Genomic DNA, 25,030 nt, shown 5'->3' with positions numbered 1-25,030 from the left:
GCTTTCATGCTTGCTGGGTTATTGCCTATAGTAGGCGGTTATGCGTTTTCAGCAATTTGGTCTTATACCCGCTATCATACTTCCCGTGAATCTGGCCACAAACTATATTTTAGAGCTGCTTTTTATGGACTTTTTCTTGTAATTTGCGCCTTTCTTATACATATTATTCTTTTTTTAAAATTCCATAACTACCGAGATTTCTTATCCTTTTTTAATGGGCAGTCAAACCTAAATGCTCCTATCTGGGGGCAAGAGGCCAAAATAGCCGTTCTAATTATTTCTGCTATGCTGGGACCAGCACTAGCGCAATTATTAAACTTTCCGCGAATACCGTATTTGTATAATTTTCAAATTCCCTTTTCTGGTATAAAGCCTTTTTTTAAGTGGGAACAACTATTATTAAAACTTGCTATAAAGCATAAGGATTTTGAAAAATTAATTTTGAGGTCCACCGAAAAAAGTCAACCACTTTTATTTACATTAAGTAGCGGCAAAGTCTTTGTAGGGTGGGCAGTATGGGCACCAAATCCTGTAGAAAAAAGATCAGCTGTAAGAATATTACCTATGCTGAGCGGGTACAGAGATCTTGATAACCATAAAATCCATTTCACAACAGATTATGAAGTAATACATAAAATTACTAATAAGGAATTACCACAGCTTAAGCATGTGGAGCTAGAAGATCTCGAAATTGTGCTGTCTTCAGACCAAATTGTTTCAAGCCACTTATTTGATCTTGAACTCTGGCAATATCTTACAAATGAACAACAGAAATCCAGTCGCTTAAAGCAATTCTATGCTAAATTTATCCCAGCTAAAAGCAAAAGCAAAGAACAGCACAAGTTCTTTTCTCCTTAACCCAGGACAGCATTATATCGACTTGCAAGGCCATCAACAAAGGTTTGTAGAGAAGGTTTCAAGCAAGTAACTCCTAACAAGTTTTCACCATATCTATTCTCACGCATAGTATCAGTAGTATCCCATAGCGTTTCCATAAATGGCATACCATCAAGATACCAACGGTGAACCCCGACGTATCTACTCAGGGCAATAGTTTTCTGAAACTGAGGAACTCTGCTAGGATTAACTGTTTTCCCATAAAGGGACGCCTGGTATTCTCCAGAACGTTCAAAGTAGACAAGCAGGCCAAGCTCCTGATTCAAATCGGAGAGAGCCTCGGTAAGATATGGGAAGAGTTCCATCGCAGTCTCAAAAAGCTCTTTCGCACTTGTACGAAGCTTTGGATAAACAGGCACAGCTGCTAAATAGACACTATGCTCTTCCATTTGCCCGTTAGGCCACTCTATGTTAATAGCAAGTTGCGGAGGAGAACTGGTTTCGTTGTCGGTTAAGCTCTGTTTACCAATATTCAAAGTAGAGCGGGCATATGGACCCAGTCGGTCATCATGAATATAGATACGGTCATAGTCGAGATTGTGAAGGACGATTTTATATGTCTTTTCCCCCGAGCTGATCTCATAAGGAGTCGAAATCTTATGAGATGTTCCATAACCAACCACCGTTACAGCATGTCCCCATTCTCCAGTCCGAAATGTCAGAATAATAGGAATACCGGATCTCAAATATATATCCATCAAAAGCAGAAATTCATTAGGACTGGATGATTCCTCTGCCACTAACAAATCTGGGGCAAATCCAAAGGCACGTAGAGCTTCACACATCTGCTCTATAGTTAAACCTGAGGATGGATATGGACGTCCCCGTGGAAGATAATGCCGCACTGCAGCCTCAGTAATCTCCCAAGAAGTTGGTGATCTTGCTCCTTCCCTGCGGGTCACGCGCTGAAGCGAAGACCAAATTGCAGTTGTTGCGCACGCCGCAACAGCTCTATCTTGCTGCTGAAAAGCAATGCCATGAACCGTCAATTCGAAACCTAAGAAATGTATGGTATAAGCTTGGCATGTGAGAAACTCCCTTTTTTTATCGCCTTCTCGGCACTTTAAATGCTTTAGCACCGTCCTACCAATAGGGGCAGATGGTAAAGGCCTTATAACTATATAACCACAATAGGATTGCTGAAGCTCTTCCGTAACTTTAGCTATGTAACCAGACGCAGCAGTACGCATTGCCTCATCAATTCGTTCCTCGTCCATGAGATCACTAAAGACGTGCACACGAGTTGTCCAGTTTGGCCGCGGAATCAGGCTCTTAGAATAGTAAAGACTAGCCTCTTCCATGAAGTGCCTATCAATATAATGGTATTCTACTACTAAAGACTTAGCCTTCAAGGAGGTTAAGTAATGTGACAAATATTGTACTTGGGGATTAGCTTCCCAGCTATGTTCATCTAAAAAACTGCTAGCCTTCTGGACAATGTCTATGAAAGTTTCTTTTAAAAACGGCTCACATTCAATCCAATTATTTGGGCGCTTGCCGAATTGGTTTTTAGCAAGCGTATTAGTGGACATAGTAGAATGCTGGCCTCTTTCTCTTTACTCTCATCCTACCGCAGCCTTAGTCTTACTTTTTTGTCGCTAATTTTAGTAACCGCTTCGAGGCGCTCTTTGACGTTTTGGCGCAATTGCTGGCCTTCCCGAAGCAGGGCTTCATAATTCGCTTGAGCACGTTCAACGCTGCTCATATACTTAAGCGTCTGCTTACCTTTTATTTCCATCTCCTTGATCTCCAAGGTATTTATATGATAATAGTCAAATGGGTCTTGCTTTGAGCCTCAAACTATACATATATATAGAGAACTTGACTAGAAAAAAAAAGCTCCCCTAATCTACTTTTTAGCTTACAGCTAATCATCTAGAAATAGCGGCAGAATTCGGGAGAATATAGCCCGCTTGAGAAAATTACCGCAGACTCCTTGTGCTTTAACTTGGTCCATTATCTTTGTTGTTTTATAGACAACGCTTATAGTTTAGGGGTATACTATAAATCAATACTTATAGTTTAACCTACCTAAAATTTAAGCAGATAAAATAACTTACTAAGTTGAACGCTTATTATCTTTGTGACACCGCACCCCTTCTCCCATCCACTTGGCCCTGAAAATGGTACGTGGGAAACAGAAAGCAAAGATACCAATTAATCGGGTAGAGGAGCTTGCTTCTTGTGGCTTAACCCATGAACAGATTGCGGCTGCCCTTGGGATTTCAGAAAGCACCCTATATAAGCATAAAACGCTTAATCCAGAGATTGCGGAGGCTATAAAAAGAGGCCAGGCTAAGGGATTAGCTCATGTGGCGAACGCATTATTTAATAAAGCGGTAAAAGGCAACGTTACAGCAATGATCTTCTATCTCAAAAACCGTGCCCCCACCCTGTGGAAAGACAAACCCGATATCTTGCCAGGTGAATCTATCCCTGATCCCGTCAAAATAGAATTTGTTCTTAAAGATGCTTCTCTCCCTCTTCATAAAGACTGAATCTCCCACCTCGTTATATTCTATAAATACCGTTACCTGCAGAAAACTACCTGAGAACAGCACTTTTTAGTGTATTTGCAGGTGCAGTTGCTTCGTTGTATAGCACTGAGATACAAAACTCATTACCAATCTGTTGGTCATGCCTAGATGAGGGTCTAGTCTAGGAAATGGCTAGCTTCTGGAGTTTAAAGTTACATAGGAGTAGCAATAGAGTAGTTGAGTAGGGTAAGTCAAAGAATTACTGCTCTCAGATCGTTTTCGCCATTATTTTTAATTCTCCAAGGCTGGCGGCCTTACCCCCAACAATCGAGGTTTGTATGGCCTCAGCATTTCTCACCAGTAGTTCTCCTATGTTCCTTGGGGCATTGAATATTAGATGCCCATTTCCTGAGGTGGGTAGGTGAATATTGAACTCCCTCACCAATTTGAGAATAGCCTCCGGTGCTATCTTCATTGCTCTTGCTCACTTCCCTTAAAAGCTCTACACTCTTCGGCTTGTATTCACGAAGTATCTGGGGCGTAAGTCCTCACTCATTATACTTTTGTTGGGGAATCGATTGTAATCCGGTCAGCATTGATACCCAGATAGATATCCCTATCCTCTAGGTGTGCAATTAGGGTGCGTGCCTCCATCAGACAGCCCCCTTATCATGCTCAAAGGGGGTCTTCATTTGCTCTTCCCCTCAAACTCCGGGCTTTGAAATTCTAAAACCCTAGAGCCCTCGTCTAGCGCGGATTCTGGTGGTTTGTGAGACTCTCGAGCTTCATTTCCTCTAGAATTTTGAAAATGGCTGTAATTCTTGCCTGACGGGGCCTTTAGAGTTCTAGACCTTTGAAAGCCTACGTACCGGATATAGGCATCATCAAAATCCGTTTTTAAATAGCCATTACGGTTTTTAGGGGATATCCATACCTGCTTAGCTTTAATCTTAAAAGGCTTAAGTAGCTTGGATAATAAGTTGCTTGTTATCGGCTTTCCTCGCCTCCACTCCCCCCAGGGGCGATCCTCCATTTCTATGAGTGCATCCACCAATTCATTAGAGAAAATTCGATCAATTTGCTTGTCTTCAAAAACCGAAAGAATATCCGCTAATAGCTGCAACTCCGCTGGTTGGTCACCGCTGCTAGTGTTTTGCTGTCCGGCTATCTGGCGCATTACTTTCGGCCAATCACCCCCTGCACAATCGGCTATAGCAAACAGCGTTTCCCATACCTCCTCGCGCCGGTTGCTCAGTTCATCGGGTATTAAGGGCTCTGCCTTGGCGATAGCCTCTTTATTATCTTCAACCCAGCGGACAATTCTTCGGCGTAGGGGTAGCAGTTCCTTACCAATCGTGCGCAGCCTTAACCGTTTCGTTTTCTCGGTCGGCAGCTTCCGCTTGAGCGTAATTTCAATAGAGCGATCAGCAATCGTGGTGGGCAGATTTCCTATCCCAGCAATGGCTTTGGCTCCCCAGGTAGAAAAAGCTCTGACTTGATGCTCATTATTAATGGAGACTGTCCTAAGAACACTACCGTTGGGCTTATAACCGTCATTGAGTATCCCCCTCAAATCCTCGTTTTCTTTTAAGAAGGAGTCCGCTTCATCAATCAGCAGAGTCGGGTGGTGCTCTTCGATAACTCTGAATATTGCCGATGGAGAAGCACTAGCGAACTTAAAACTCCGGTAGACAAGCGCCTCCAGCAAATCCAAAAGTGTGGATTTACCGCACTGGGGCTGTGGCGAGGAAATATGTAAATAAGGGGTAGCGTGCGCCGCGTTTATGAGGTAAGTGTGCACTGTCCAGGCAGCAAGAATGCTTGACGCCATTGGGGGGAGCACTAAATAGCCATTAAATACCGCTTTGACTTCATTCAGCAATCCATTGCCGTTGACGGGCTCTGGCCAAGGCTCCGGCTCATCAAAAGTAATCTCCCTTCCCAAATGGGGGCCTTCCTCTTTGCCGCCTAGCTCTCGGCGTACCCGCTCCACTTCCTTGTCTAAGGCAACCACACGAACGCTAAAACGCTGCGCCTCAACCTCCCGTACCTGCTCATATTCCAATGGCTTTAACGCCGCCAGCCTCGTAACTGCTTGTTCTAAAATCTCCGTCCCATCGGTTACTCTAGAATTATTAGAGAAGGAAGTACTTTCCGGTAATTGCCGCTTTACCTCTTCCAATCCCTCAAGCTGGTGTAAGCCGTTAAAGTCGGTGGGTATGGCGTCCGCTTTATGAGAACACTTTCCTCCCTTGAGTTTTTTTGAACTACTTTGCATGCCGTGCCCCCTTGCTTTCCTTAATGGCATCCATCACTTTCGCCTGCCTTGGCAGCTACGTAGGCGCGAATCTCGCCCACTTTCCAGCGGGTGCAGCGGGCAGATAATCGAATCGGCTTTGGAAATAGGGGGTCACTTTTAGCACATCGCCATACCGTAGAGACTCCCCGTCCCAGATAGGCAGCAATGGTATTGATATCTGCTAGAGCCGAATCAGGAAGAGCATCGAATTGGAGCAAAGTTCTTTCATTCATCGTGAACTGTCTTTGTATTTTTTGAAACGAAAGGACAGTTCAGCAAAATAAAAATCCTGATGTTACTTGATAGGCTTATCCTCTCCTTTGCAGGCTTATCTTCCCTTTACCCTCCCTTGTTTCGGGTATCCCATAGCCTGGAGGCGCTTTTTAAGCGCATCCATAGTCAGAGTCTTAGGCTGACCGGACGATTGTTCCCATATCACACCTTTAGGACATATGTCGACCACACACTCCCCTATGTCAACCGTTTTACGCAATCGGTGCATCACGGTAGCGGCTGTTACCTTTTCTTCTTCACTTTCCATTTCTGAGATAAGATCTTCAAGTAGTAGACGCATGGGATCAGCCCGCTTAGCCTTGGTAAACGGTTCCCTTTTTTTAAGCTTGTTAGCTGGCGGCTGCTTATTTCTTTCCTCTAAAGCATGCACATCAGTAAGCAACACCAATACATCATCCGCTGCAAGGAAGGCTTTAAGAAAAGTATCCCGTCCTAAAGGGGGCGAGAGCTTCATTATTGGCCCATCTAATACCTTCTGCCCCTTTACTTTACGGACTACTAAAGGCCCTTCAGGATGGTAGGCCAGGTTTGGAAATAAGGTTTTTCCCCTGTCTAATATCTCAAAAAGGTGGCGCGGCGTAAGTCTAAGTAAGCCGTATATCTCTTCTTGGTATTCTTGGTGTAATGTATGCTCTTCTATGTGGTTAATGGGTCTAGGAGCCCCATAATTGGAGACTATGCCATCAAATAGGAAATAAGCCCGAAACTTAAAATTCAAAGCATGGAAGAGAATTTGCTTAACACCTTGTCCCCACCGTTCGGCTAGCTCAGGCACGGTTAAATAATCCGGTTTCAGCATATTGCACCCTTTCAAGCGTAAGGCGATCCCTCAGACAGTTAATCCATTAACTTATTGAAAGTAAATTATTTTCAAGCGGCAAAATTTAGGCAGGGGTTCTAATAGAGAGTAACAGTTTCTTAATTTTAATGGTTGTACCCATACCCCTCATCTTGTTCCAAAGAGGGAGGAAAACTTAGGCTTGTTGACGGATTGGCGTCACATCAACATTAAGTGGTTCCTGCTCACAATAGAGTGCCCAATCGGCCATCAGGCGGACTCGTTTCTCGAACAGATCTCCCCTCCGGTAGGCAGCCTCAACCGTATTGTTTAGAGCATGTGCTAACGCCATTTCGGCTACTTCTCGCGGATAAGCTGTCATTTCGGCGGCCCAATCGCGGAAGGTAGAGCGGAAACCATGGGCGGTTAAACCTTTGTGCTCCATACGACGCAACAGCATCAGAAAAGCCATATTAGAGAGCTTACCTTTACTCTGGCCAGGGAAGATGTACGCACCATTAAATTTTTCCATCTCCTCCAGAATTGCTATCGCCCGATTACTTAATGGCACACGGTGTTCCCTACCTACTTTCATGCGGCTGGCTGGAAGTGTCCACACTTTGGCAGCCAAATCAATTTCGTCCCAAGTGGCTCCGGTAACTTCTCCAGTGCGAGCAGCAGTTAGAATAGCAAACTCAAAGGCACGGGCAGCAATACCCTCTTGCTGGCGTAATGTTTGAATAAATAGGCCTATTTTCTTGTAAGGCAATGCTGCATGGTGTTTTACTTTTTGTACCTTAGACCGGGCTGGCAATAGCTTATTTAAATGCCCCCGCCACCGGGCCGGATTATCGCCGTGGCGATAGCCGCGAACGGTAGCCCAATCCAATACCGATTCAATACGGCCACGAAGCCTGCTCGCGGTTTCAGTCTTTTCCTGCCAAATCGGTTCAAGGCATTTCATTACTAAAGCTGTATCAACCTCAGCCACAGGAAGACGACCAAACACAGGGCTAGCATAGGTGGAAAGTGTGGATTTCCACTGCGCAGCATGTTTGGCATTCTTCCAGCTATAACGATGGGCCTTAAGGTAGGCAGCGGAACATTCATCAAAACTCATGGCTTTGGCGGCTTCAAGACGTTTAGCAACTGCTTTCTCACGTTTAATTTGGAGGGGATCAACCCCTTGCCTCAGAAATTGTCGGCAGCGGTGTGCTTCTTCGCGGGCCTCTGCTAACGATATAGTATGAATGGCTCCCAGCCCCATTTCACGGGATCTGCCGTTTAAAGTAAAACGGAAAATCCAGCTTTTGGAGCCTGATTTGCTCACTTGCAGCCACAGGCCGCCGCCGTCACCATAGTAACCCGGTTGGGTTTTCTTACTTACAGCCAGAGGGGTAAGCTTATTGATTGCTCTTGCCATGCTATCTCTACCCACGTCTTTACCCACATTATGGAATGCGATTTTAGCGCATTAAATGAGACGTTCCAAGAGAATAGCAAATCTCAAGCTATTAATTTATTTATACTTATTAGATAAGATAAAGTTTTATGAGATACAAATTAGACGGACGCCCTCTCCGCCATTATTTTATAATAAGTTATTGATTTATAAAATACAAATAACTTTCATCATGGTCTGGTCTTACAGCAGTGTGCAGTTTTCCACCTGCGAAATAATGGTCGTCTGCTCCCGATACCCACTCTCAGCACCTTGCCAGCTTTTCTCTTTCCCTGCGGAGATCCTCGAGCTTTTGTTCCAATCCCTCCTGGTTCAGCTTCTTCAAGTCATCCAGGAAATGTCGATGCTGCCTTCAGAAGCACGAAAACAAAAAGATAAACTTATAATGAGTCTTTCCCTCTACAACTCGTTAAAATAGGCTTCCCGCCAGTACCCACAGGGTTGCAGAATGCAAGGAGTTTGATGCATGACCAAGAAGCTGACTCTGAGCCAGCTATCGAGTTTGCTCTTCCGCGCCTGCGACGACCTGCGCGGCAATATGGATGCCTCAGAGTACAATGATAAAATTATTGAGTAAAAAAAGGGGTTTTGTGACAACAGTCCGAAGAGTTGGCCATGGGTTCCTCTCCTCCTAACGAGGAGGCGCTGATAAAACGCTTACGTGCCCGTGATGAAGAAGCTTTTGTCTGGGTGGTCCGCACTTATCAAGGCAAAATGCTCAGCTTAGCCCGCGCCATCGTCGGAGAGCCTTTTGCTGAGGAAATTGTCCAAGACACCTGGTTAGCAGTGATTCGAGGACTGCCTCATTTTGAAGGGCGTGCCCGCCTGGAGACTTGGATTCTACGCATCCTCAGCAATACTGCAAAAACACGCCTGCAGCGTGAGAGACGCCGCAGACACACCCACCTGGTATGGGAAGATAATCCCCCCTTTTCAGAAGGCCATCGTTTTCATGCCCGCGGCCATTGGTTATCCCCTCCCTGGCCTTGGCATGAGGAAACCCCCGAGGCGCTTCTTGCCAGCGAAGAACTTCAAAGATGCTTAACCAAAGCCGTTGCCGCGTTGCCGCCTGCGCAACGGGCTGTCCTCATCTTGCGCGATAGGGAAGGCATGGCGATGGAAGACATTTGTAATATTCTTGAAATCTCCGCCACTAATGGCAGGGTACTCCTTTATCGGGCGCGAGCACAGCTGCGTGCCGCCATTGAAAATTATGAAAGGGGGAAAGGATGTTAAGTTGTCGAGAAGTGACCGAACAAGCAAGCGACTATTTGGAAAGCACACTGCCCTGGCAGCAACGCCTGGGTATACGCTTGCATCTTTTTCTCTGCCGTCATTGCCGCCGTTATCTACGGCAACTCCGTGCAGTGACGATAGCTTTTAGGCAAATGCCTCGCCCTGAAATTCCAGAGGAAGTAATGGATAAACAAATCGACCGCCTGAGGGCCTATTTTTTACAACCAGAGGATGGCATCAAAAAAATGGATTAGCGGTTTTCCAAATCAGAGAGATTCATTCTATGACCGTTCAAGAGTAAAGCGCCTACTAAAAGAAGGATAGCCACGGGAATAAGCCATCCAAAAAAGGCCATCAAGGCCGCAGAGGCCTGAATGCCTAGCACGAGCAGTATAAGTGGACCACAGCAAGCTGAGCCCGCCAGAAGCGCCGGCAAAGCAGCCAAAATCCCTACCGTGGATTGTCCATAACAGACTTTAGGCTGGGTGAAGGCCAGATAGCTAAAAGCAATGTTGAAGCCAACCAGCAAAGAAAGCACCCCTGCCAAGAAAAGATTTAGGGGAGAAAATAAATAGGTCAAAAAGAACAGCTTTATCAAGGCAATGGCCTCAAAATAGAAAGGCGAGATAGATTTAAAAATCAGAGAAAAAGGCTGATCACTCCAGCGAATAACAAAATGATAAGGTGCAGTATTAAAACTGAGATCACCAATGGCAAAAAGATAAACTAAAAGATACAGTGTGCTAGAAAGTAAAAAAATACCCCTGGTTTGTTTTTTCTTGATGATTAATCGGACGGCTGATAAAGTTTTCGCCAACATGTTACTCATAGGTATCGGTTTTTGGATAGAACGCGACCCAGGCAAACCACATGGCGTCGAAAGCATTCACCTTTTCTAGGGGCAATTCCCTCGCTTCCCACTGCCTATCAGCATGGGTATAGTGACCTTTTTCATAAATAAACCGCTTTCCATCGGGATTTTTATAGAGATATCCCGTATCCAGGACCGGGTCATAAACGGCAGTATATTGCTTGTCGCCTAAACTCCCCTCCATGATTTTTTTTGCCCGTAAGGAATGCTTTTTAAAAGCAATTGCTCCTTCTCTTGTTCTTGCGCCCAGCACGACTGCCTTAGAATCAAAACGCCGGTCTCGATGCAGGACGGGGAAAAGGAGAGATGAGCCTTTGGCATAATAACCACTGAGAGGATGGTACGATCCATAGGGATCCCGATGATAATTTCGGATATAGCCGGTGTTTTCCGAAAGCACCGCTGTCTCAGGATACCTTTGCTTCCAGCGCCCCCAGGTGGTCCAGATCACGCTAAATTCTTCTAAGGATTTTCCTTTGAAAGGACCGCTGACTGCAGTGCCTAAAATTTGCGGCCAGTAGCTGTTGGTTGCCCGGTCATACATGAGGAGATTGCTGTTTACCAACCGACCGGAAACCCCAAACGTGGTCTCTCCCCGCTTAAAACCCATGGCCGTGCCGGTCAAAGGACAATAAGTCACACTCACCTTCTCGTGACCTAAGCGGTCATTGACAATCTCATGCCAGACCAGAATTTTCTGGGGATAAGCTTTGATGTCGTTATTCAATACTACCCCAAAGACAATATCCTCCGGTCTCAGGAACGATTCGGCGCTGCGCGCAGAAACAAACTGCGGTGTATCAATGGCCGGAATACCCTCTTTTCCAGGGCCTCCCGAAACCCCCTGTTGGGCATATTCATCCAGTGAATAAAAAAGCGGAACCACGTGCGGAGTGACCGGAAGGCGGATTTCTGTGCCCTGGTCACCATATTCCGCTTTAGAAAAGGGAGCAAAGAAACCAGAAAAAAAAGAATAGGCTACTGCTCACCAGACCGAGGGTCAGCCAGTGACTGAGGTGGAGCCATTTAATAGGTTGCATTGTCTTCTCACGATTGAAAAGATGACTTACTTATTTTGGACGCACCACAGAGAGAATTATTACAGTGGAGTTTAAAAATAGAGGTAAAAATAAAAGGCGCTAAAATCCAGAGGGAGAAGTTTTCTTAAGGGGTGACATTAATTTTGAAGGGAATCCCTCCTAGGCAAGAGGTTATTTCAAAAACGCTGTCACCCCCTGGTATCCTTGTTCATGGAGCATTTTGCCTGCTAATTGAACCATTTCAGGGTCCGTAGGCAAACCTAGACCCTCCACCCACCGATTCATGAGATTGAAAAAACCGCAGACCAAGGCCGCATGGCATAGGGCGGTCTCATCCCACCCTGCCTCGAGTACCGCATCCACTAACGTTGGGTCAACCTGGTCTGGAGTGTTGTTAAGTCATTGACAATAGCGCAACACCGGCTTGAGTCGCTCGGGTAGGCCGCTGTTTTCAATGTCATTTACACAGGCCTCCACTAAAGCTTTGTCGACACCAAAGCGGGAGGCGACCTCGGCGTGCGAAGCGCGGCAATAGTCGCAACCATTTAAACTTGAGACAAAGGCAGCAATGAACTCGCGTTCTCCTTCGCTAAAGGGCGATGGACCCCGCATGAGGGTTTCAGCAAACGCGTGGAGAGGGCGCGCTAATGCGGGATAAGCCTTGAAAACCTCTAATAAAGTGCCTTTGGGCAGCGAAGGTAAGTAGGACATAAGCCATCTCCAGCTTTGCAGCAGCCTTGTGGAGTGACACCGCAATCCGCATCACTCCTTCTTCTCTTTACTCTAGCACAGCATGGATCCCTCTACCCCTTATCAATAGGGTTTATGACGGTCTATGCTAAGTGATTGAATGACGCCCCTTGAGAAAAAAGTCCATGAAAGTAAGAAGACATGGGCTGTAACAAAGGGTGCTTCCATTAGTCCAGGTTAATCACCGTGTCTAAGAACGCAATGGTACCGGCGAATGAGAACACTGGCAGTCATCGGAGCGCTGGCACTCCTGGCGGCTATTCTTGCAGTAGGGGTTATTTTTTCAGGTTATTTCAATGTAGCCGCCACCGAACCGCATACTCCGCTTGGCCGTTGGCTCCTCAGTACCGCCATGGTGCAATCGGTGCGTTATCACGCTCAAGATATCGATGTTCCCTCGCTTGGAGAACCGGCCCAGATAGCAGAAGGGTTTCGCCATTAGCGGGAACATTGTGAAACCTGCCATGGGGCTCCGGGAGTGTCTCCAGGAGAAACCGGGGAGGGGCTCACACCGGAGCCACCTGAGCTTAGCGAAACTGTTTCCCGGTGGTCGGCCGAAGAACTGTTTTGGATTATTAATCATGGAATCCGCATGACGGGTATGCCCGCTTGGGGGGTCTCCTACCAAGATGAGGTGCTCTGGACATTGGTTGCCTTTGTCCAGACATTGCCGGAGATAACCCCCGCGGCGTATCAGAAAATGGCGGCTGCTGTGAAGCAGGAGCCCCATGAAAAAGCCCCGATTACTCTAACCGATCAACTAACCTTTAAGCCCCAGCGTATCACGATCCAGGAAGATGAAACGCTGGTCTGGAAGAATACCTCGACCTTGGTGCACACGGTGACGGCTGATCCGACACTCGCTATGGATCCCAAGGATGTCAAACTCCCTCAGCAGGCCAAGCCTTTTAACTCGGGTATTGCTATGCGCGTTTAAGTTGACACGACAAGGGGGAGAGGTTAGCTTTTTATCTATTGAATACCCAGTGAGCTAGGAGGAAGTGAAAATGCCCGCCCCTTACTCGAATGATTTACGTCAAAAACTGATCACCTGCTATGAGCAGGGGGAACTGAGCCAGGAGGCGGTGGCGAAACGGTTTTTGGTTTCGGTGAGGACCTTCAAGCGGTGGTGGAAGCGCTACCAGGAACGTGAGCGCATTGCTCCGGAGCCGATGGGGGGCTGGGTGGAGCCGAAGGTCGATGAAGCCGGAGGGGCTCAAATCCGGGCGTGGCTCAAGGCGCGGCCGGAGTTAACGCTGGTGCAGCTGTGTGAACGCTATGAGCGCCACTTTGGGGTATCGATGAGCCGAAGTGCTATGGACCGCGCGTTGAAGCGGCTGAACCTCACGCGAAAAAAAAGACGTTCTATGAGCCCACGCGCGAGAGCGAGCCGGTCCAACGACAGCGGGCCGCCCATCAAGAACGCCTCTGCGCGTATGCCCCCGAAGAGCTGATTTTTCTCGATGAAATGGGGGCGGTGTTAAACCTGACTTTAGAATACGGTTGGGCTCCCAAAGGTCAGCGGGCCTATGGGGAAAAACCCACTTCTCGGGGGCAACGCATTAGCACCCTCGGGGCGCTTTCCTCCCCGGGGCTGGTCACGGCCATGTGCTTTGAGGGCACTTTAAACGGGGCCGTCTTTCTCTATTTCTTAGAGCATTTCTTGTGCCCCCAACTCAAACCAGGCCAGTGTGTGATTTTGGATAATGCCGCCGCCCATCACGTCGAGGGGGTCGCTGAACTCATTGAGCAAACCGGTGCTGAACTCCTTTATTTACCTCCCTACTCCCCTGATCTTAACCCCATTGAAATGGCCTGGTCCCAGGTGAAACACCGGCTCCGAAAAGCCCAAGCGCGAACCAAAAAAGCCTTATATGAGGCCCTCGCTCAGGCCCTCCACACCCTTACGCCAGAGCAGGCCAAAGCCTATTTGGGGCATGTGGGCATCCGGGACTAACCTCATACGCAAAGGCGCGATGGGCTTCTTTATTCTCCAGACTAAAGTGTCGACCTAAACGGGAAATGCTGTAACATTCCTCCTGGCGGCACTTACCGGCATACCTTCACGGTGCCTGGCACTTACCGTTACTTCTGTATTCCCCACGAAGCCCAGGGGATGATGGGTGAGACCGTCCCATGGGAAAGCCAGTCGGTACTGGTGCATACCGTAACCGCAGTTCCAGCCAAAGCCGCTAGGGCAGAAGATGTCGCTTTGCCTAGGGGGGCCGAGCCTTTTAATTCGGGGCTTCTCGGCCCTGGAGAGACGTTCCAGCATACTTTCACGGTGAAGGGCACCTATCGGTACTTCTGTATTCCCCATGAAGCAGCCGGTATGGTCGGTGAAGTGATTATCCAATAAAAACCGATTGGTTCTTATTGAGAAGTTAAAGAGGACCCTCCATGAAATACGACGCGCTCATTATCGGTACCGGTCAAGGCGGGAATCCGCTCGCCGGCGCTTTGGCCAAGGCAGGCCGCAGGACGGCTATCATTGAGCGAGCCGAGGTCGGTGGCTCCTGCATCAATGATGGTTGTACCCCGACCAAAACGATGGTGGCCAGCGCCCGCGTGGCTCATCTGGTTGGCCGGGCTGGGGACTACGGCGTGCGAACTGGCTCGGTGAGTATGGACATGACAAAAGTCCGTGAGCGGAAACGCGCCCTTGTAGAGAGGTTCCGCAGCGGGAGCGAGAAAGGGCTCGAATCGACAAACCACCTGGACCTGATTCGCGGGGAAGCCGCGTTCGTTGATTCCAACACTGTCCGCGTTCAAAAGCCAAAGGGGGAAATAGAGCAGCTGAGCGCTGAGCTGATAGTCATCAACACGGGACTTCAGCCTGCCCTGCCCCCTATCGAGGGGTTGAAAGAAGTGCCGACGCTCGACAATGCCTCGATCATGGAACTGGACGAGGTCCCCGAACACTTGCTGGTCTTGGGTGGCGGATACGTGGGCTTGGAATTTGCCCAAATGTTCCGGCGTTTTGGCAGCGCTGTGACCCTGATGGATCGGGGTGAGCAACTGCTCAGCCAGGAGGATCCCGATATCGCTGAAGAAGTTGCCAATATCTTGCGTGACGAGGGCATTGAGATACTGCTTCAGAGCACTGCCCAGAAGGTCCAACAAAACGGGGATGGAATCATTCGAATGACGGTCGAGACGCCGGACGGCGAACGGACACTGGACGGCAGTCATCTGCTGGTGGCAGTCGGCCGGGTACCTAACACCCAGGCTCTCAACCTCCAAGCGGCGGGCATTGGCACGGATGACAGGGGATTCATCAAAGTTAATGAGCGCCTGGAGACCAATGTGCCCGGCATCTATGCCCTCGGCGATGTCAAAGGCGGTCCCGCGTTTACCCACGTCTCCTACCACGATTATCGGATTCTCCAAACGAACCTGCTCGAGGGCGGAGAGGCTTCCATCGCTGGACGGCCGGTGCTATATACCGTATTCATTGACCCCCAGCTCGGCCGGATGGGACTGACGGAACAGCAAGCCCGTCAGCAAGGCCGGAAGATTCGCGTGGCCAAGCTGCCCTTGAACCAGGTAGCACGCGCCTTGGAAACCGACCAGACCCGGGGCCTGATGAAGGCCATTGTGGATGCAGAATCTGAACAGATCCTGGGGTGTGCGATTTTCAGCCCGGAAGGAGGCGAAATTATGTCCATGATCCAGATTGCCATGAGGGGCCAGGTGCCCTACACCGCACTGCGCGATGGCATGTTCGCCCATCCCCTTTGGGCTGAAGCATTCAACTCCCTGTTCGCGGCGTTCGAAGAGTGACTATCCTAGCGACGAGAACAAGTCGCACCAAAGCAGTCTCCATGAAGGCTGCCAGCTCGCCGCACACGCATTAGCCGAGCAGGGTGTCATTCACAATAGGCGACGTCGTCAGTTATCCCCAGAGGCAGGAAAATTATGAATGAAGGGCAGCCGCTTTTACAGGGTCAGGTGGCCATCGTAACCGGGGCCAGTTCGGGCATTGGCAGGGCAGTGGCCAAGGCGCTGGCGGGTGCAGGAGCCAGCGTCGTGGTTAACCATCTCAGCGACTGGGAAGCGGCTCGGAAAGTGGTCAACGACATTCAGGCCGCTGGCCGTGGGGCAATCGCTATCGAGGCGGATGTCAGCCAGGAAGAGCCGGTCCAGTCGATGTTCCGGAAGACGATTGAGGCTTTCGGTACAGTCGATATCCTGGTGAACAATGCGGGCATTCAGCAGGATGCGCCTTTTGTCGAAATGACCTTCGAGCAGTGGAACAAAGTCCTTGCCGTTAACCTGACAGGGCAGTTCCTCTGTGCCCGTGAGGCAGCTCGTGAATTCATCCGCCGCGGCATTCGCTCCGAGGTCTCGTGCGCCGCCGGCAAGATCCTCTGCATTAGCTCGGTACACGAGGTCATCCCCTGGTCGGGGCACGTCAATTATGCCGCCTCCAAAGGTGGCCTCATGCAATTGATGAAAAGCATGGCCCAAGAGCTGGCGTCACATAAGATTCGGGTTAACAGCATCGCGCCCGGTGCCATCAAGACACCGATTAATCGCAAGGCTTGGGAAACCCCCGAAGCGGAAGCGCAACTTCTGGAAAAAATCCCCTACGGCCGGGTGGGCATTCCGGAGGACATCGCCAAAGCTGCCGTCTGGCTGGCCTCTGACGATTCGGACTATGTCCACGGGGCAACCTTGTTCGTCGATGGGGGCATGATGCTCTATCCCGGATTTACCGAGGGAGGATAAGAACAACCGTATCCACCACAAAGCGGTCGCAATGCACCACTATAAAAAGATCAGCGATTATTGGGCGTTCTGCACTCGTGCTTAAACTTCTCGAATTCCAACCCACAGGCGCCATAGTGGCTGCGGCGACAACTTCGTTGCCTAAAGAAGTGGGCGGCATCCGTAACTGGGACTATCGTTATACCTGGATTCGAGACTCCGCCCTCACCCTCGATGCGCGCCCTCACCCTCGATGCGCTATTTAATATGGGCCATCTGACGGAGCTGGAAGAATACCTCCACTGGCTGGAGAGAATTATCCGCGGTTCTCACTCTGAGTTACAGGTGCTCTATGGCCTGCGGGGTGAAGCGGAACTCAAGGAGCAGGAACTGCCCCACTGGGAAGGATATAAAGGTTCACGGCCAGTTCGAATCTCTGGGTAAAGCCTGCGTCATAAAAGGCCTGAAGATCGGCTTCCTCGGTCCATCCACGCTTCTCTAACAAAATTATAGATAAAACGTCTCAAAGCCTCCAGTCTCTCCTCCGGAATGGGTTGGTCCTCACGGATCGCTGCTATTACTTCAGGTGCAATATGGACCTGCCTAGCAAGAAAAGAATGCGCCGGCACACAGTAATGACAATCAAGATACGGAGGCAAACATGAATTGCGTGATCTGCAAGACTGGGCAGATCCGGACTGGCAGAACGACGGTCACCCTTCAGCGGGGGGAGACCACAGTGGTGATCAAAGAAGTGCCGGCCCAGGTCTGCGATAACCGCGGCGAATATTATTTATCGGAAGAGATGACGGAGCGGGTTCTGGTGCTGGCGGAGACTGCCGTCAGCCGGGGCGCTGAGGTGGAAATTCTACGCTGGGCAGCGTAAATCGAAAAAGAAATATCCCAGTGTGAAGGGAATATAAATCCCATAAAGATGAATGATCTGCCGGCCTATTTTCTTTGAAAAAACATGACCACGGTAACGAGTGCGGCCCACACAGCGGCTGAATGCTTAAGCAAAGCGGAAAACCTCTGCATATACAAAACCATAGAAGCCGAATGCCTATGAAATAGCCGCGTTTACTAAAGATCAATCAGCGCTCAGAGAGTTTCCATGCCACTCAATGTTTAGAGGTAAAGCCCTCAAGAAAAAAAGAATATCCTGATAAAAACTCTATAATGCAAGTTATAAAGAGATGTCTCCCTTAAACTAATCAGAGTTTGCCATGTTGAGAAGGGTAGTGAGTGTAGTGTGCTTCCTCTTGATTGCTCATACAACTGCTGCCATCGACAAGCAAGTCGTTTGCGTTAACTATAAAACCCCCCAGGGGTGGTCTTTAGGTCATAAAGTTAAAGCCGTCGTTGCCGAAGGGGCAGAACTGAATGATGCCACGATGAGTACTCGTTACAAGGGAGCTTCCACGTATGTCATTCTACTCTGGGACAAAGAGCCAGCGCGTATAATTGATATAGACCTCTGGGCCGCGCTAAGTGAACGAGGTTTAACGTTTCCGAATAAACTCAAAGGGAATGTCATTAAACTAAACTCCCCATTTTTAACGCACGAGGGTCAATTAGGAGAGGATCAACAGGGGAGAGCGTGGAAAGTTTCAACCAGTATGATTTGCGCTTAGGGAAAATCTTGCCAGCCCTTTTAAGGTGAGCTAGTTTGTTCGACTTAGCACAGATCACCTCCTTTCAGCGGTACCTTATCCAGTGGATTGAGATTGAGAATCGCGCCATAGCGTTTCTCGATCGTTGATAAGTGAGGCTCCTGTTTCACGTTGCACTCTCCCCAAGACCTCAATGACCGTGATTGCATCACAACACTCTTGCGCTTTTTCGATCTGGAGTCATCGACGGCAACTCCCCTCCTCTTGGGCTCGCACAATCGAACTCCCGGCCAGCCCACGATCGTGGGTGCAGCGGAGGAAGAGGCGTGCCGAAAGGAACCGCCTAAAATGGAGTTGAAGGGCAATGGAGCAGAAAATGGGGATAAGAGAGGGAATTTCAGCTTATAGTCTCTCAAATTTGATGCATCAAAAAAGGTGTCGTCATTGAGCTTCTCCGGGGTCACCCCCTCTCCCATCAGCTGCTCCGTCGGTTTATTCCGAAAAAAGTGCGGCGTCAGGTAGAGCCGGCGATTAGCAAACCCCAGACCATTGAGCGCCATCGCCTTGACCGCCTGCCCCACCGTGACTTGGCGTTGTTCGAAATCTTAAACCATCACCTCATCGAGCAACTCGCCAATCCCTAATTTATCAAACATCCCGGCTACCAAGCCCAGATGCTCTATCGTCTTAGTTTCACATTAGGCCAGGTTATTTAAACGGTAACGATACTAGAAACTAAGAATTGCACTTAAAGATAATAATATTTGATCATCGCTCTTATTATCGTTGAATACCTTATTTTCAGTCGCATGATCATATCTTATTTCTGGACGCATAGTTAAGCCAGGGGTGAGCTGATAGTTTAAGCCAAGCGCTATATCAATAAAATTCTCTTTCTTTCTATTTCCAATAACTCTGACGCCGTCTTGATCAGAAAACCACTCAGCGCGCAATCCTGCACTGAGATGGTTTGAGAATTGATAAAATAAATATTGATTAACTCCATACCAGTGAGCTGAATGGCCTGTTATTATCTTTTCTTCAAATCCTAAATCGTGTTGCAGCACATAATGAAGCCTGCTGGTGATATCATGCTCCATTACTATGCTATAGAGCGTCCGGTTATGATCGTTATCTAGATTGTTTGTTTTCACATCTCCTGTAACAAAAGCAACAGATGCAGATGTTTTCTTATCATTTGTTGCATAAAAAATCTTCCCTGAATAATTGATGGGCTGTCTAAGAAAGGTATCCCAGCCCGTCGCAATGCTACCTATAGCCGTAAAATTTTCATTGAGTGGGTAAGAGAAGAGAATACCTGTTCGAGTAAAGGGTTCGCCATAGAGCATGGTGTAAGCGTGCGAGAGAAAAAAATTGTTTGTTGATGGCACGGACTCATAACCGATGATGGTGTAAAAATGCCCAATATTTACCGTAATGCCGTTACCTATGGGAGCGTAAATATCCGCATACCCTTGAGGAAATACCAGCTGATCATCAAGAACGTTGGTATCAAAATTAATTGTGGAGGTAAAGTGGGCGTCATTTCCGTAAAGCAAATCAGCACGAAATCCAATATCCCAATTCTTTCCGCCTGTATCAGCTTTGTTTTCGATAAATCCGTATACTTGGTGTAGTTTAAATTGATTGGCGCCATCGTTGAAAGCGACGGGCGCATTCGAGTCGTTAGCCGGATTTTGTGGATTGCCCGTAAAACCGATTTCTACCCAACCTCCAAAGTTGGCGCCTAGTGCTCTCATAAACGCAGTTTCATTAATTTTGATCCCGGTTAAGCTATCGATGAGGCCCTTATCCTGCGCAAAGGCAGTAAACGCAATATAAAATGTGCCATATAAGATGAATAACCAACGATTGGCTTTTAGAAGGTAAGTGAGCACTACAACATCCTCATCTGACCTTTTTAAAACGTGACTTATTTATGATTGCATAAAAAACATTTTTAATATATGTTAAAAGTGCAATACGCTTTTGGCAACCCAGTCGTAAGCCGTTGTTTTTACTTTATGCTGATTAAAATCTAGCTTCCCGAGGGTGTAAAATTCTAGACGGCCTGTTGAAAAAGTCATTCCTCGATGAGCCGCATTCGGGATCGTTTTGGAGAGTCGATTTTTGCTAAGATCTTTGAGCGGCTTATCCCGTATTGGCAGGGGGAAGGGCAGCTACGAGGTCAACGCCTTTTGGCAGATGCCAGCCTAGTGGAAGCCGACGCGGCCCTAAACTTGCTAGTGGAACATGCGGAGGGTGATCCCCATGCATGGGCTATCAGCGTTGCTATCACCATTTTTATCAATGGCCAGCGAAATTGATCCAGTTTTGGCCAATAAAATTGGCCCACCTAAAACATAAAACAATAAGTATGGCAGCCTATTCGCGTTTTCTCATGACTTGGAACGTTACCCTCCCCATGCTGAGAGCGGGCTTGATTTAGACGGGCATGAGTCGCTCCAAAACCTGTTGATAAGATTGCCCCTGAGCGAAGAGGCCCTGTGCCAACTGCACCCACTGACTCAAGGCATCACGGGTGAGGGTATAGAGCTTCTGAGCGACGGTTTGCTGATTATCTTCAGCAAAGGCAAATCGTTCTGATTTTCTGCCACCCGCCGGGGTCCGCTGAAGCAACGACTGCGCTACGCCACTCAAGCGGAAGTGGCGTTTGAGCGCTTCCTCCTTACGTACCTGAGACGCTTCCAGGCCCACGGCTTGTTTGCAGAACTCATGAAAGATCTCCACCGGCCAGCGATCGCTCCAGACCCGAATCACCCGGCCTGCTTCCCAGTGCAGGGCATCGGTGAGTAGAAACCGAGGAGTATCACTGAGATCGGCTTGCTCATGAACAATGACCAGGCGTTTGCGCCCATAGCGCTTCAACCGCACCGTCTTGGTAAAGGCCCAGAACGCTTTTTCCTCACCGCTACGCCGCTTCACGTTGACGCGACGAAAGCTCTCGGGATGCTGCTGACGCAACTCGGCGGCGATCTCATCGACCCGCCGCCATTGCCCCTGCCATTGAATGAGCCGAGAGCTTTCCAGCTCCGAAACCCAATGCTTCCCCTGCTGTTCAATGAGCTGGATTAACGGTAACGAGAGCACCCCATTATCAAAGGCATAAGGTGCCTGCGGAAAATGGCCCTCGGCTTCGAGTTGGCGCACCATCTCCACAGCGATTTCGGTGCGTTTGCGATACGACAGACGGTTCTTCTGATAATGCAGCAAGTCGATAAATCGCTCTCGCGCCTGCTCCAGAGCGGTGTAGTCCTCTTGGGCCGTCATGTTCAAATAGCCTAACTCTTCGGCTTGAGAGTTGGGAAACTGAACCTCTAGCGCTAAACCATCGACCCTATCGGCATGGGCCACTACCGCCGTGACCAGCGTCGGGTAGGTACTCATCCGACCTTCGACGGGGTCATAAGCCCGCTTGGTGGCGTAAATCTCAGGTCCCCGGTCATGATGTACGTAGGTCCAATCCAGAACCATGACTTCCAAGCCCCGTCCTCGATGTTCGCCTGCGACCACCGCTCGATGGCGCGCCAGCAACCCCTCACTATCCCCGCCGGCTTCAAACACCGCCGCATGCATCGCTCGTCGGCTCACCCCTCCAGCCTTCGCCCAAACCTGCTGGGCATCAATCCCTTGCAGCGTCTTATTGGGACTGAGCAACAATCCCGTGATATAGCGACTCACATGCTCAAACCCGGCGTCCCGACAAAAGAACTCTCGGTAAGGCTCAAGACCCTCCTTTATTAGGCTGGGAACACCGACTAACGGTAGCCACATCTCTATGCATTTTCTTCAGTTGTTCTTCCCCCTATCATCCCTCTAAGCAGTTAACTTTCCAAGTCGTGTTTTCTTTCTCCAGCGAGAAGCAGAAGCAAGAGTACGAACCCCGCCACGAAGTAGACGATAATCATGCCCATGCCGACCCGCTGACTTCCCGAAAGATACGTCAGGCCGCCGACGAAAAGCGGGCCGAGGAATGCAGTCGCCTTTCCGGAGAGTGCATAGAACCCGAACATCTCTCGGCGTAGTGTCTCAGGTGATAGGGAGGCCATCAGAGCTCGACTGGCCGACTGGACGGGACCGACAAACAGCCCGAGGACCATTCCCAGTGCCCAGAACAGGAGGGTCGACTCCACCAGGAGAATGAACGTACCCGGCACGATTAATCCGACGAGTGACACCAAGATCGTGCGGCGGCTGCCCAGCCGATCGGTGATCCAGGCGAAGCTGGCCGCACCCAGGCCGGCCGTGACATTCAGGGCGATCCCGAAAAGCAGCACCTCCCGCGGCTCCATACCGAAGGTACCGGCAGCATAGACGCCGCCCATGGCGAAAAGCGTCGCCATACCGTCGCTGTAGATCAGCCTTGCGATAAGAAAATGGGCCACGGGGCGATAGTGACGGATATGGCGAAGCGTATCGCGCAATTGCCCCAGCCCGTCGCTGATGGCCTGCCGCGCCGGTTTGTTCTTCGACGGTGAATCGGGGGTGAACAGCAGTAGCGGGAGTGAGAACAACAGATACCAGCCGGCGGCCAGTAGAAAGGTGGCACGGACAGGCTCCGCCGATTCGGGATCGAGCGGCAGCCAGGCGCCTTCGCGGATCAGGAGAAACCAGGCGAGGGCCAGGCACAATAGGCCCCCGGCGTAACCGGCGCTCCAGCCCCAGCCGGACCAGCGGCCGAAGCGCTCGGTGGTGGTAAGTTGCGGAAGTAGTGCGTTGTAGAAAAGCAGTGCGATCTGCGAGCCCAGGGTGCCGATCCCCAGCAGGATCAGCGCGGGGATGACAAATTCGGGTGTAGGTCGTATGAACCACAGCAGCGCGGTGGCCGTTACCGAAAGCAAAGTGAACAGGGCGATCCACGGCTTATGGCGGCCGGCTTGGTCGGCTATCGCCCCGAGCAACGGTGCGGATACCGCCACCAGGACTCCGCTGATCCCAAGCGTCAACCCCCACAGGGTGGTTCCTTGTTGCTCGCTTTCGGCCACTTGGCGGGTGAAGTAGGCGGCGAAGATGAAGGTCTGAATAAGGGTGGCAAAGGCGTTGTTGCCCCAATCGTAGCTCGCCCAGGCCAGCAGTGCCCGCCGCGATGCGGGACCCTGTTTTTCCTGGTTGCCGTTGCGAGTAGGAAGCACTGTCTTTTTCCCATACTCCGTATCGATCGCCTTGTGATTACCCCTATCAAAGATAAAGATATCTGCTGAGAAATTCCTTGCCTTAAAGGCGATCGTCTCTGCTGGTGCTTTCGTGCTTAGTCAGTATAAAGTCAGCTTTGCTCACGCCCAAAGCCAAAGCAATTGGACTCGCGATATAAATCGAGGAATAAGTTCCCACAAAAACACCGATGATAAGGGCAATAGAAAAGCCGTGAATTGCTTCTCCCCCTAAGAAGTAAAAAGCCACCAAAACCATCAAGGTGGTCACACCTGTCATCACCGTGCGGGATAAAGTTTCATTCAGGGAGATATTCATCACTTCCAGAGTCGTTGCCTTACGTAATTTACGGAAGTTTTCCCGGATACGATCGGAAATAACAATGGTGTCATTGAGGGAATAACCTATCACCGCAAGCACGGCCGCCAACACAGTCAGGTTGAACTCAAACCAGAACACTGAGAATACACCAAGCGTTATCAGCACATCATGAATAAGCGCCGCCACCGCACCGATGGCAAACCGATATTCAAATCGAAGAGCCACATAGATGAGTATCCCGATGAGCGCATAAAACATGGCCAACCAACCATCCTCGGTGAGTTCCTCACCTACCTGCGGGCCCACAAATTCCACTCGGCGTAGGTTGACACGGCTATCATCTCCAGCCTGCAAAGCATTCAGCACTGCATTACTGATTTCGGCACTATTTTGACTCTCTCTCGGTGCGAGCCGAATCAGAACCTCCCGCATCGAACCAAAGTGCTGCACCATGGCCTCCCCATATCCGGCCTCAGCCAAAGTTCCACGTATCTCAGAAAGCTCTACGGGTTGTTTGTAACCTACTTCCAGCAGCACCCCCCCTGTGAAATCAAGACCAAAATTAAGACCACGAAAAATGATAAGAACCAAGGATAAGAGAACTAACCCTATCGATAATATTAACGCTAGACGCCGTTTACTCATAAAATCAATATGGGTCTTCTTTTTAAAGAGTTCCATGGCCTACCCCTCGGCCCGTTCGCCGGACCTGACGCCTTCCCTGAGCTAGATTAAATACCCGAGGGGTACCAACAACAGCAGTTAACATCAATGTAAGCGCCTCAGTAATAATCAGTAATAAAGTGTTAGGAAACTCCTGGAATGAGCTAACGGTATAAACGAGGGTACAAAAAATCCCCCAAACCCTTTACTTTTAAAAAGGGATAAGGGGGTTTGACAAATATACTCCAGCTTACTCGGAAAAACGAGATAAGTTGTAAAACATCGGTTGATCATGCCAGATAAGTTAAGCACCCATTTTTACACTTTTTATCGCCTATCCGCGGGAAAGGTAAGCAACCAAGGAGGCAAAATAGTCGGGAACGCCTCCGGCCGGCACCGGTCCTCTTAAAAAAGACAATTTTACTATTCCAGCTTAGCCGAGTGTGC

The 25,030-nt window shown here is 49.2% G+C and carries 28 protein-coding genes and 3 pseudogenes; 15 read left to right on the top strand and 16 right to left on the bottom strand.

Translation table 11 applies throughout. The annotated features are described in order from the left end of the window. Positions 1 to 6 precede the first annotated feature (6 nt). Entirely contained in the window at positions 7 to 858 is an 852-nt protein-coding gene (locus E3U44_RS07290) for a hypothetical protein (RefSeq protein ID WP_134357510.1), read from the top strand. On the opposite strand, the gene E3U44_RS07285 is transcribed toward E3U44_RS07290, so the two are convergent. Both E3U44_RS07285 and E3U44_RS19245 read right to left on the bottom strand, forming a co-directional pair. After that, on the bottom strand, positions 855 to 2,429 hold the full coding sequence (locus E3U44_RS07285; protein WP_134357509.1) for a hypothetical protein: 1,575 nt from the start codon (positions 2,427 to 2,429) through the stop codon (positions 855 to 857). The genes E3U44_RS07290 and E3U44_RS07285 overlap by 4 nt on opposite strands. Positions 2,430 to 2,464: 35 nt before the next feature. Further along, positions 2,465 to 2,635 (bottom strand): hypothetical protein, encoded by a 171-nt coding sequence (locus E3U44_RS19245; protein WP_166805023.1) that lies wholly within the window; start codon positions 2,633 to 2,635, stop codon positions 2,465 to 2,467. Positions 2,636 to 3,008: 373 nt separating this feature from the next. Here E3U44_RS19245 and E3U44_RS07280 point away from each other — a divergent pair, with 373 nt between their 5' ends. Then, on the top strand, positions 3,009 to 3,395 hold the full coding sequence (locus E3U44_RS07280) for a hypothetical protein (RefSeq protein WP_206054916.1): 387 nt from the start codon (positions 3,009 to 3,011) through the stop codon (positions 3,393 to 3,395). A 247-nt stretch (positions 3,396 to 3,642) separates the two neighbouring features. On the opposite strand, the gene E3U44_RS07275 is transcribed toward E3U44_RS07280, so the two are convergent. From E3U44_RS07275 to E3U44_RS07255, 5 genes are all read right to left on the bottom strand, one after another. Then, a complete protein-coding gene (locus E3U44_RS07275) occupies positions 3,643 to 3,849 on the bottom strand; it encodes a hypothetical protein (RefSeq protein ID WP_134357507.1) in 207 nt (68 codons plus the stop codon). A gap of 213 nt (positions 3,850 to 4,062) precedes the next feature. Continuing rightward, positions 4,063 to 5,652, bottom strand: coding sequence for a DUF3631 domain-containing protein (locus tag E3U44_RS07270; protein WP_166805022.1), 1,590 nt, complete (start codon positions 5,650 to 5,652; stop codon positions 4,063 to 4,065). A gap of 20 nt (positions 5,653 to 5,672) precedes the next feature. Next, the gene (locus E3U44_RS07265) at positions 5,673 to 5,906 is read right to left on the bottom strand and encodes a helix-turn-helix transcriptional regulator (RefSeq protein WP_134357504.1); all 234 of its coding nucleotides are present in this window, start codon (positions 5,904 to 5,906) and stop codon (positions 5,673 to 5,675) included. A 95-nt stretch (positions 5,907 to 6,001) separates the two neighbouring features. Beyond that, on the bottom strand, positions 6,002 to 6,766 hold the full coding sequence (locus E3U44_RS07260; protein WP_134357503.1) for a hypothetical protein: 765 nt from the start codon (positions 6,764 to 6,766) through the stop codon (positions 6,002 to 6,004). Between the two features lie 175 nt (positions 6,767 to 6,941). Beyond that, positions 6,942 to 8,168, bottom strand: a complete 1,227-nt coding sequence (locus tag E3U44_RS07255; protein ID WP_134357501.1) for a tyrosine-type recombinase/integrase — start codon at positions 8,166 to 8,168, stop codon at positions 6,942 to 6,944. A 654-nt stretch (positions 8,169 to 8,822) separates the two neighbouring features. On the opposite strand from E3U44_RS07255, the gene E3U44_RS07245 reads away from it, so the two are divergent. Continuing rightward, on the top strand, positions 8,823 to 9,443 hold the full coding sequence (locus E3U44_RS07245; RefSeq protein ID WP_134357498.1) for an RNA polymerase sigma factor: 621 nt from the start codon (positions 8,823 to 8,825) through the stop codon (positions 9,441 to 9,443). Further along, positions 9,437 to 9,697, top strand: coding sequence for a zf-HC2 domain-containing protein (locus tag E3U44_RS07240; protein WP_134357497.1), 261 nt, complete (start codon positions 9,437 to 9,439; stop codon positions 9,695 to 9,697). The genes E3U44_RS07245 and E3U44_RS07240 overlap by 7 nt, the downstream gene beginning before the upstream one ends. On the opposite strand, the gene E3U44_RS07235 is transcribed toward E3U44_RS07240, so the two are convergent. The 4 genes from E3U44_RS07235 to E3U44_RS07220 form a co-directional block, all read right to left on the bottom strand. Then, positions 9,694 to 10,272: a hypothetical protein gene (locus E3U44_RS07235; RefSeq protein WP_134357496.1), complete on the bottom strand. Its 579-nt coding sequence runs from the start codon at positions 10,270 to 10,272 to the stop codon at positions 9,694 to 9,696. The genes E3U44_RS07240 and E3U44_RS07235 overlap by 4 nt on opposite strands. Continuing rightward, a complete protein-coding gene (locus E3U44_RS07230) occupies positions 10,265 to 11,200 on the bottom strand; it encodes a DUF3179 domain-containing protein (RefSeq protein WP_166805021.1) in 936 nt (311 codons plus the stop codon). The genes E3U44_RS07235 and E3U44_RS07230 overlap by 8 nt, the downstream gene beginning before the upstream one ends. A 325-nt stretch (positions 11,201 to 11,525) precedes the next feature. Next, the gene (locus tag E3U44_RS07225) at positions 11,526 to 11,717 is read right to left on the bottom strand and encodes a carboxymuconolactone decarboxylase family protein (RefSeq protein WP_134357493.1); all 192 of its coding nucleotides are present in this window, start codon (positions 11,715 to 11,717) and stop codon (positions 11,526 to 11,528) included. 36 nt (positions 11,718 to 11,753) lie between these two features. Beyond that, the gene (locus tag E3U44_RS07220; protein ID WP_134357492.1) at positions 11,754 to 12,065 is read right to left on the bottom strand and encodes a carboxymuconolactone decarboxylase family protein; all 312 of its coding nucleotides are present in this window, start codon (positions 12,063 to 12,065) and stop codon (positions 11,754 to 11,756) included. A 253-nt stretch (positions 12,066 to 12,318) separates the two neighbouring features. On the opposite strand from E3U44_RS07220, the gene E3U44_RS07215 reads away from it, so the two are divergent. The 10 genes and pseudogenes from E3U44_RS07215 (at position 12,319) to E3U44_RS07175 (ending at position 17,700) form a co-directional block, all read left to right on the top strand. Continuing rightward, complete coding sequence (locus E3U44_RS07215) at positions 12,319 to 12,546, top strand: hypothetical protein (protein ID WP_134357491.1); 228 nt, start codon at positions 12,319 to 12,321, stop codon at positions 12,544 to 12,546. A gap of 15 nt (positions 12,547 to 12,561) precedes the next feature. Next, positions 12,562 to 13,041, top strand: a pseudogene (locus tag E3U44_RS07210) (c-type cytochrome); the annotation flags it as partial. A gap of 70 nt (positions 13,042 to 13,111) precedes the next feature. Continuing rightward, positions 13,112 to 13,423: pseudogene (locus tag E3U44_RS07205) on the top strand (helix-turn-helix domain-containing protein); the annotation flags it as partial. Further along, the gene (locus E3U44_RS07200; RefSeq protein ID WP_134357485.1) at positions 13,402 to 14,061 is read left to right on the top strand and encodes an IS630 family transposase; all 660 of its coding nucleotides are present in this window, start codon (positions 13,402 to 13,404) and stop codon (positions 14,059 to 14,061) included. The pseudogene E3U44_RS07205 and the gene E3U44_RS07200, both read left to right, overlap by 22 nt. A 75-nt stretch (positions 14,062 to 14,136) precedes the next feature. Beyond that, a complete protein-coding gene (locus tag E3U44_RS07195; protein ID WP_134357483.1) occupies positions 14,137 to 14,463 on the top strand; it encodes a plastocyanin/azurin family copper-binding protein in 327 nt (108 codons plus the stop codon). Between the two features lie 41 nt (positions 14,464 to 14,504). Continuing rightward, positions 14,505 to 15,887 (top strand): mercuric reductase, encoded by a 1,383-nt coding sequence (locus tag E3U44_RS07190; RefSeq protein WP_134357481.1) that lies wholly within the window; start codon positions 14,505 to 14,507, stop codon positions 15,885 to 15,887. Positions 15,888 to 16,022: 135 nt separating this feature from the next. Next, entirely contained in the window at positions 16,023 to 16,835 is an 813-nt protein-coding gene (locus E3U44_RS07185) for an SDR family oxidoreductase (RefSeq protein WP_134357479.1), read from the top strand. Between the two features lie 77 nt (positions 16,836 to 16,912). After that, a complete protein-coding gene (locus tag E3U44_RS20570) occupies positions 16,913 to 17,080 on the top strand; it encodes a glycoside hydrolase family 15 protein (RefSeq protein WP_166805018.1) in 168 nt (55 codons plus the stop codon). Between the two features lies 1 nt (position 17,081). Further along, positions 17,082 to 17,258 carry a hypothetical protein gene (locus E3U44_RS19235; RefSeq protein WP_166805017.1) on the top strand — a complete coding sequence of 59 codons (177 nt, stop codon included), beginning with the start codon at positions 17,082 to 17,084 and terminating at the stop codon, positions 17,256 to 17,258. Positions 17,259 to 17,475: 217 nt separating this feature from the next. Further along, a complete protein-coding gene (locus tag E3U44_RS07175; RefSeq protein WP_134357476.1) occupies positions 17,476 to 17,700 on the top strand; it encodes a type II toxin-antitoxin system MqsA family antitoxin in 225 nt (74 codons plus the stop codon). Between the two features lie 1,161 nt (positions 17,701 to 18,861). On the opposite strand, the pseudogene E3U44_RS19895 reads toward E3U44_RS07175, so the two are convergent. Together E3U44_RS19895 and E3U44_RS07160 are read right to left on the bottom strand one after the other, a co-directional pair. Continuing rightward, a pseudogene (locus tag E3U44_RS19895) lies at positions 18,862 to 19,083 on the bottom strand (DUF4277 domain-containing protein); the annotation flags it as partial. 72 nt (positions 19,084 to 19,155) lie between these two features. Then, positions 19,156 to 20,325 carry a porin gene (locus E3U44_RS07160; protein WP_134357473.1) on the bottom strand — a complete coding sequence of 390 codons (1,170 nt, stop codon included), beginning with the start codon at positions 20,323 to 20,325 and terminating at the stop codon, positions 19,156 to 19,158. Positions 20,326 to 20,520: 195 nt separating this feature from the next. Between E3U44_RS07160 and E3U44_RS07155 the strand changes: the two genes are divergently transcribed. Then, positions 20,521 to 20,754: a hypothetical protein gene (locus E3U44_RS07155; protein WP_134357471.1), complete on the top strand. Its 234-nt coding sequence runs from the start codon at positions 20,521 to 20,523 to the stop codon at positions 20,752 to 20,754. 118 nt (positions 20,755 to 20,872) lie between these two features. On the opposite strand, the gene E3U44_RS19890 is transcribed toward E3U44_RS07155, so the two are convergent. From E3U44_RS19890 to secF, 3 genes are all read right to left on the bottom strand, one after another. After that, entirely contained in the window at positions 20,873 to 22,222 is a 1,350-nt protein-coding gene (locus E3U44_RS19890; RefSeq protein ID WP_134357469.1) for a hypothetical protein, read from the bottom strand. A 50-nt stretch (positions 22,223 to 22,272) separates the two neighbouring features. After that, positions 22,273 to 23,580: an MFS transporter gene (locus E3U44_RS07145; RefSeq protein WP_134357467.1), complete on the bottom strand. Its 1,308-nt coding sequence runs from the start codon at positions 23,578 to 23,580 to the stop codon at positions 22,273 to 22,275. Positions 23,581 to 23,662: 82 nt separating this feature from the next. Continuing rightward, the gene (secF, locus tag E3U44_RS07140; RefSeq protein WP_134357465.1) at positions 23,663 to 24,601 is read right to left on the bottom strand and encodes a protein translocase subunit SecF; all 939 of its coding nucleotides are present in this window, start codon (positions 24,599 to 24,601) and stop codon (positions 23,663 to 23,665) included. Positions 24,602 to 25,030: the final 429 nt, after the last annotated feature.

The organism is Nitrosococcus wardiae (genome assembly GCF_004421105.1).
Classification (GTDB): domain Bacteria; phylum Pseudomonadota; class Gammaproteobacteria; order Nitrosococcales; family Nitrosococcaceae; genus Nitrosococcus; species Nitrosococcus wardiae.
Note: the sequence above shows the minus strand (reverse complement) of the source record. Positions and strands in the feature narration are given on the sequence as shown.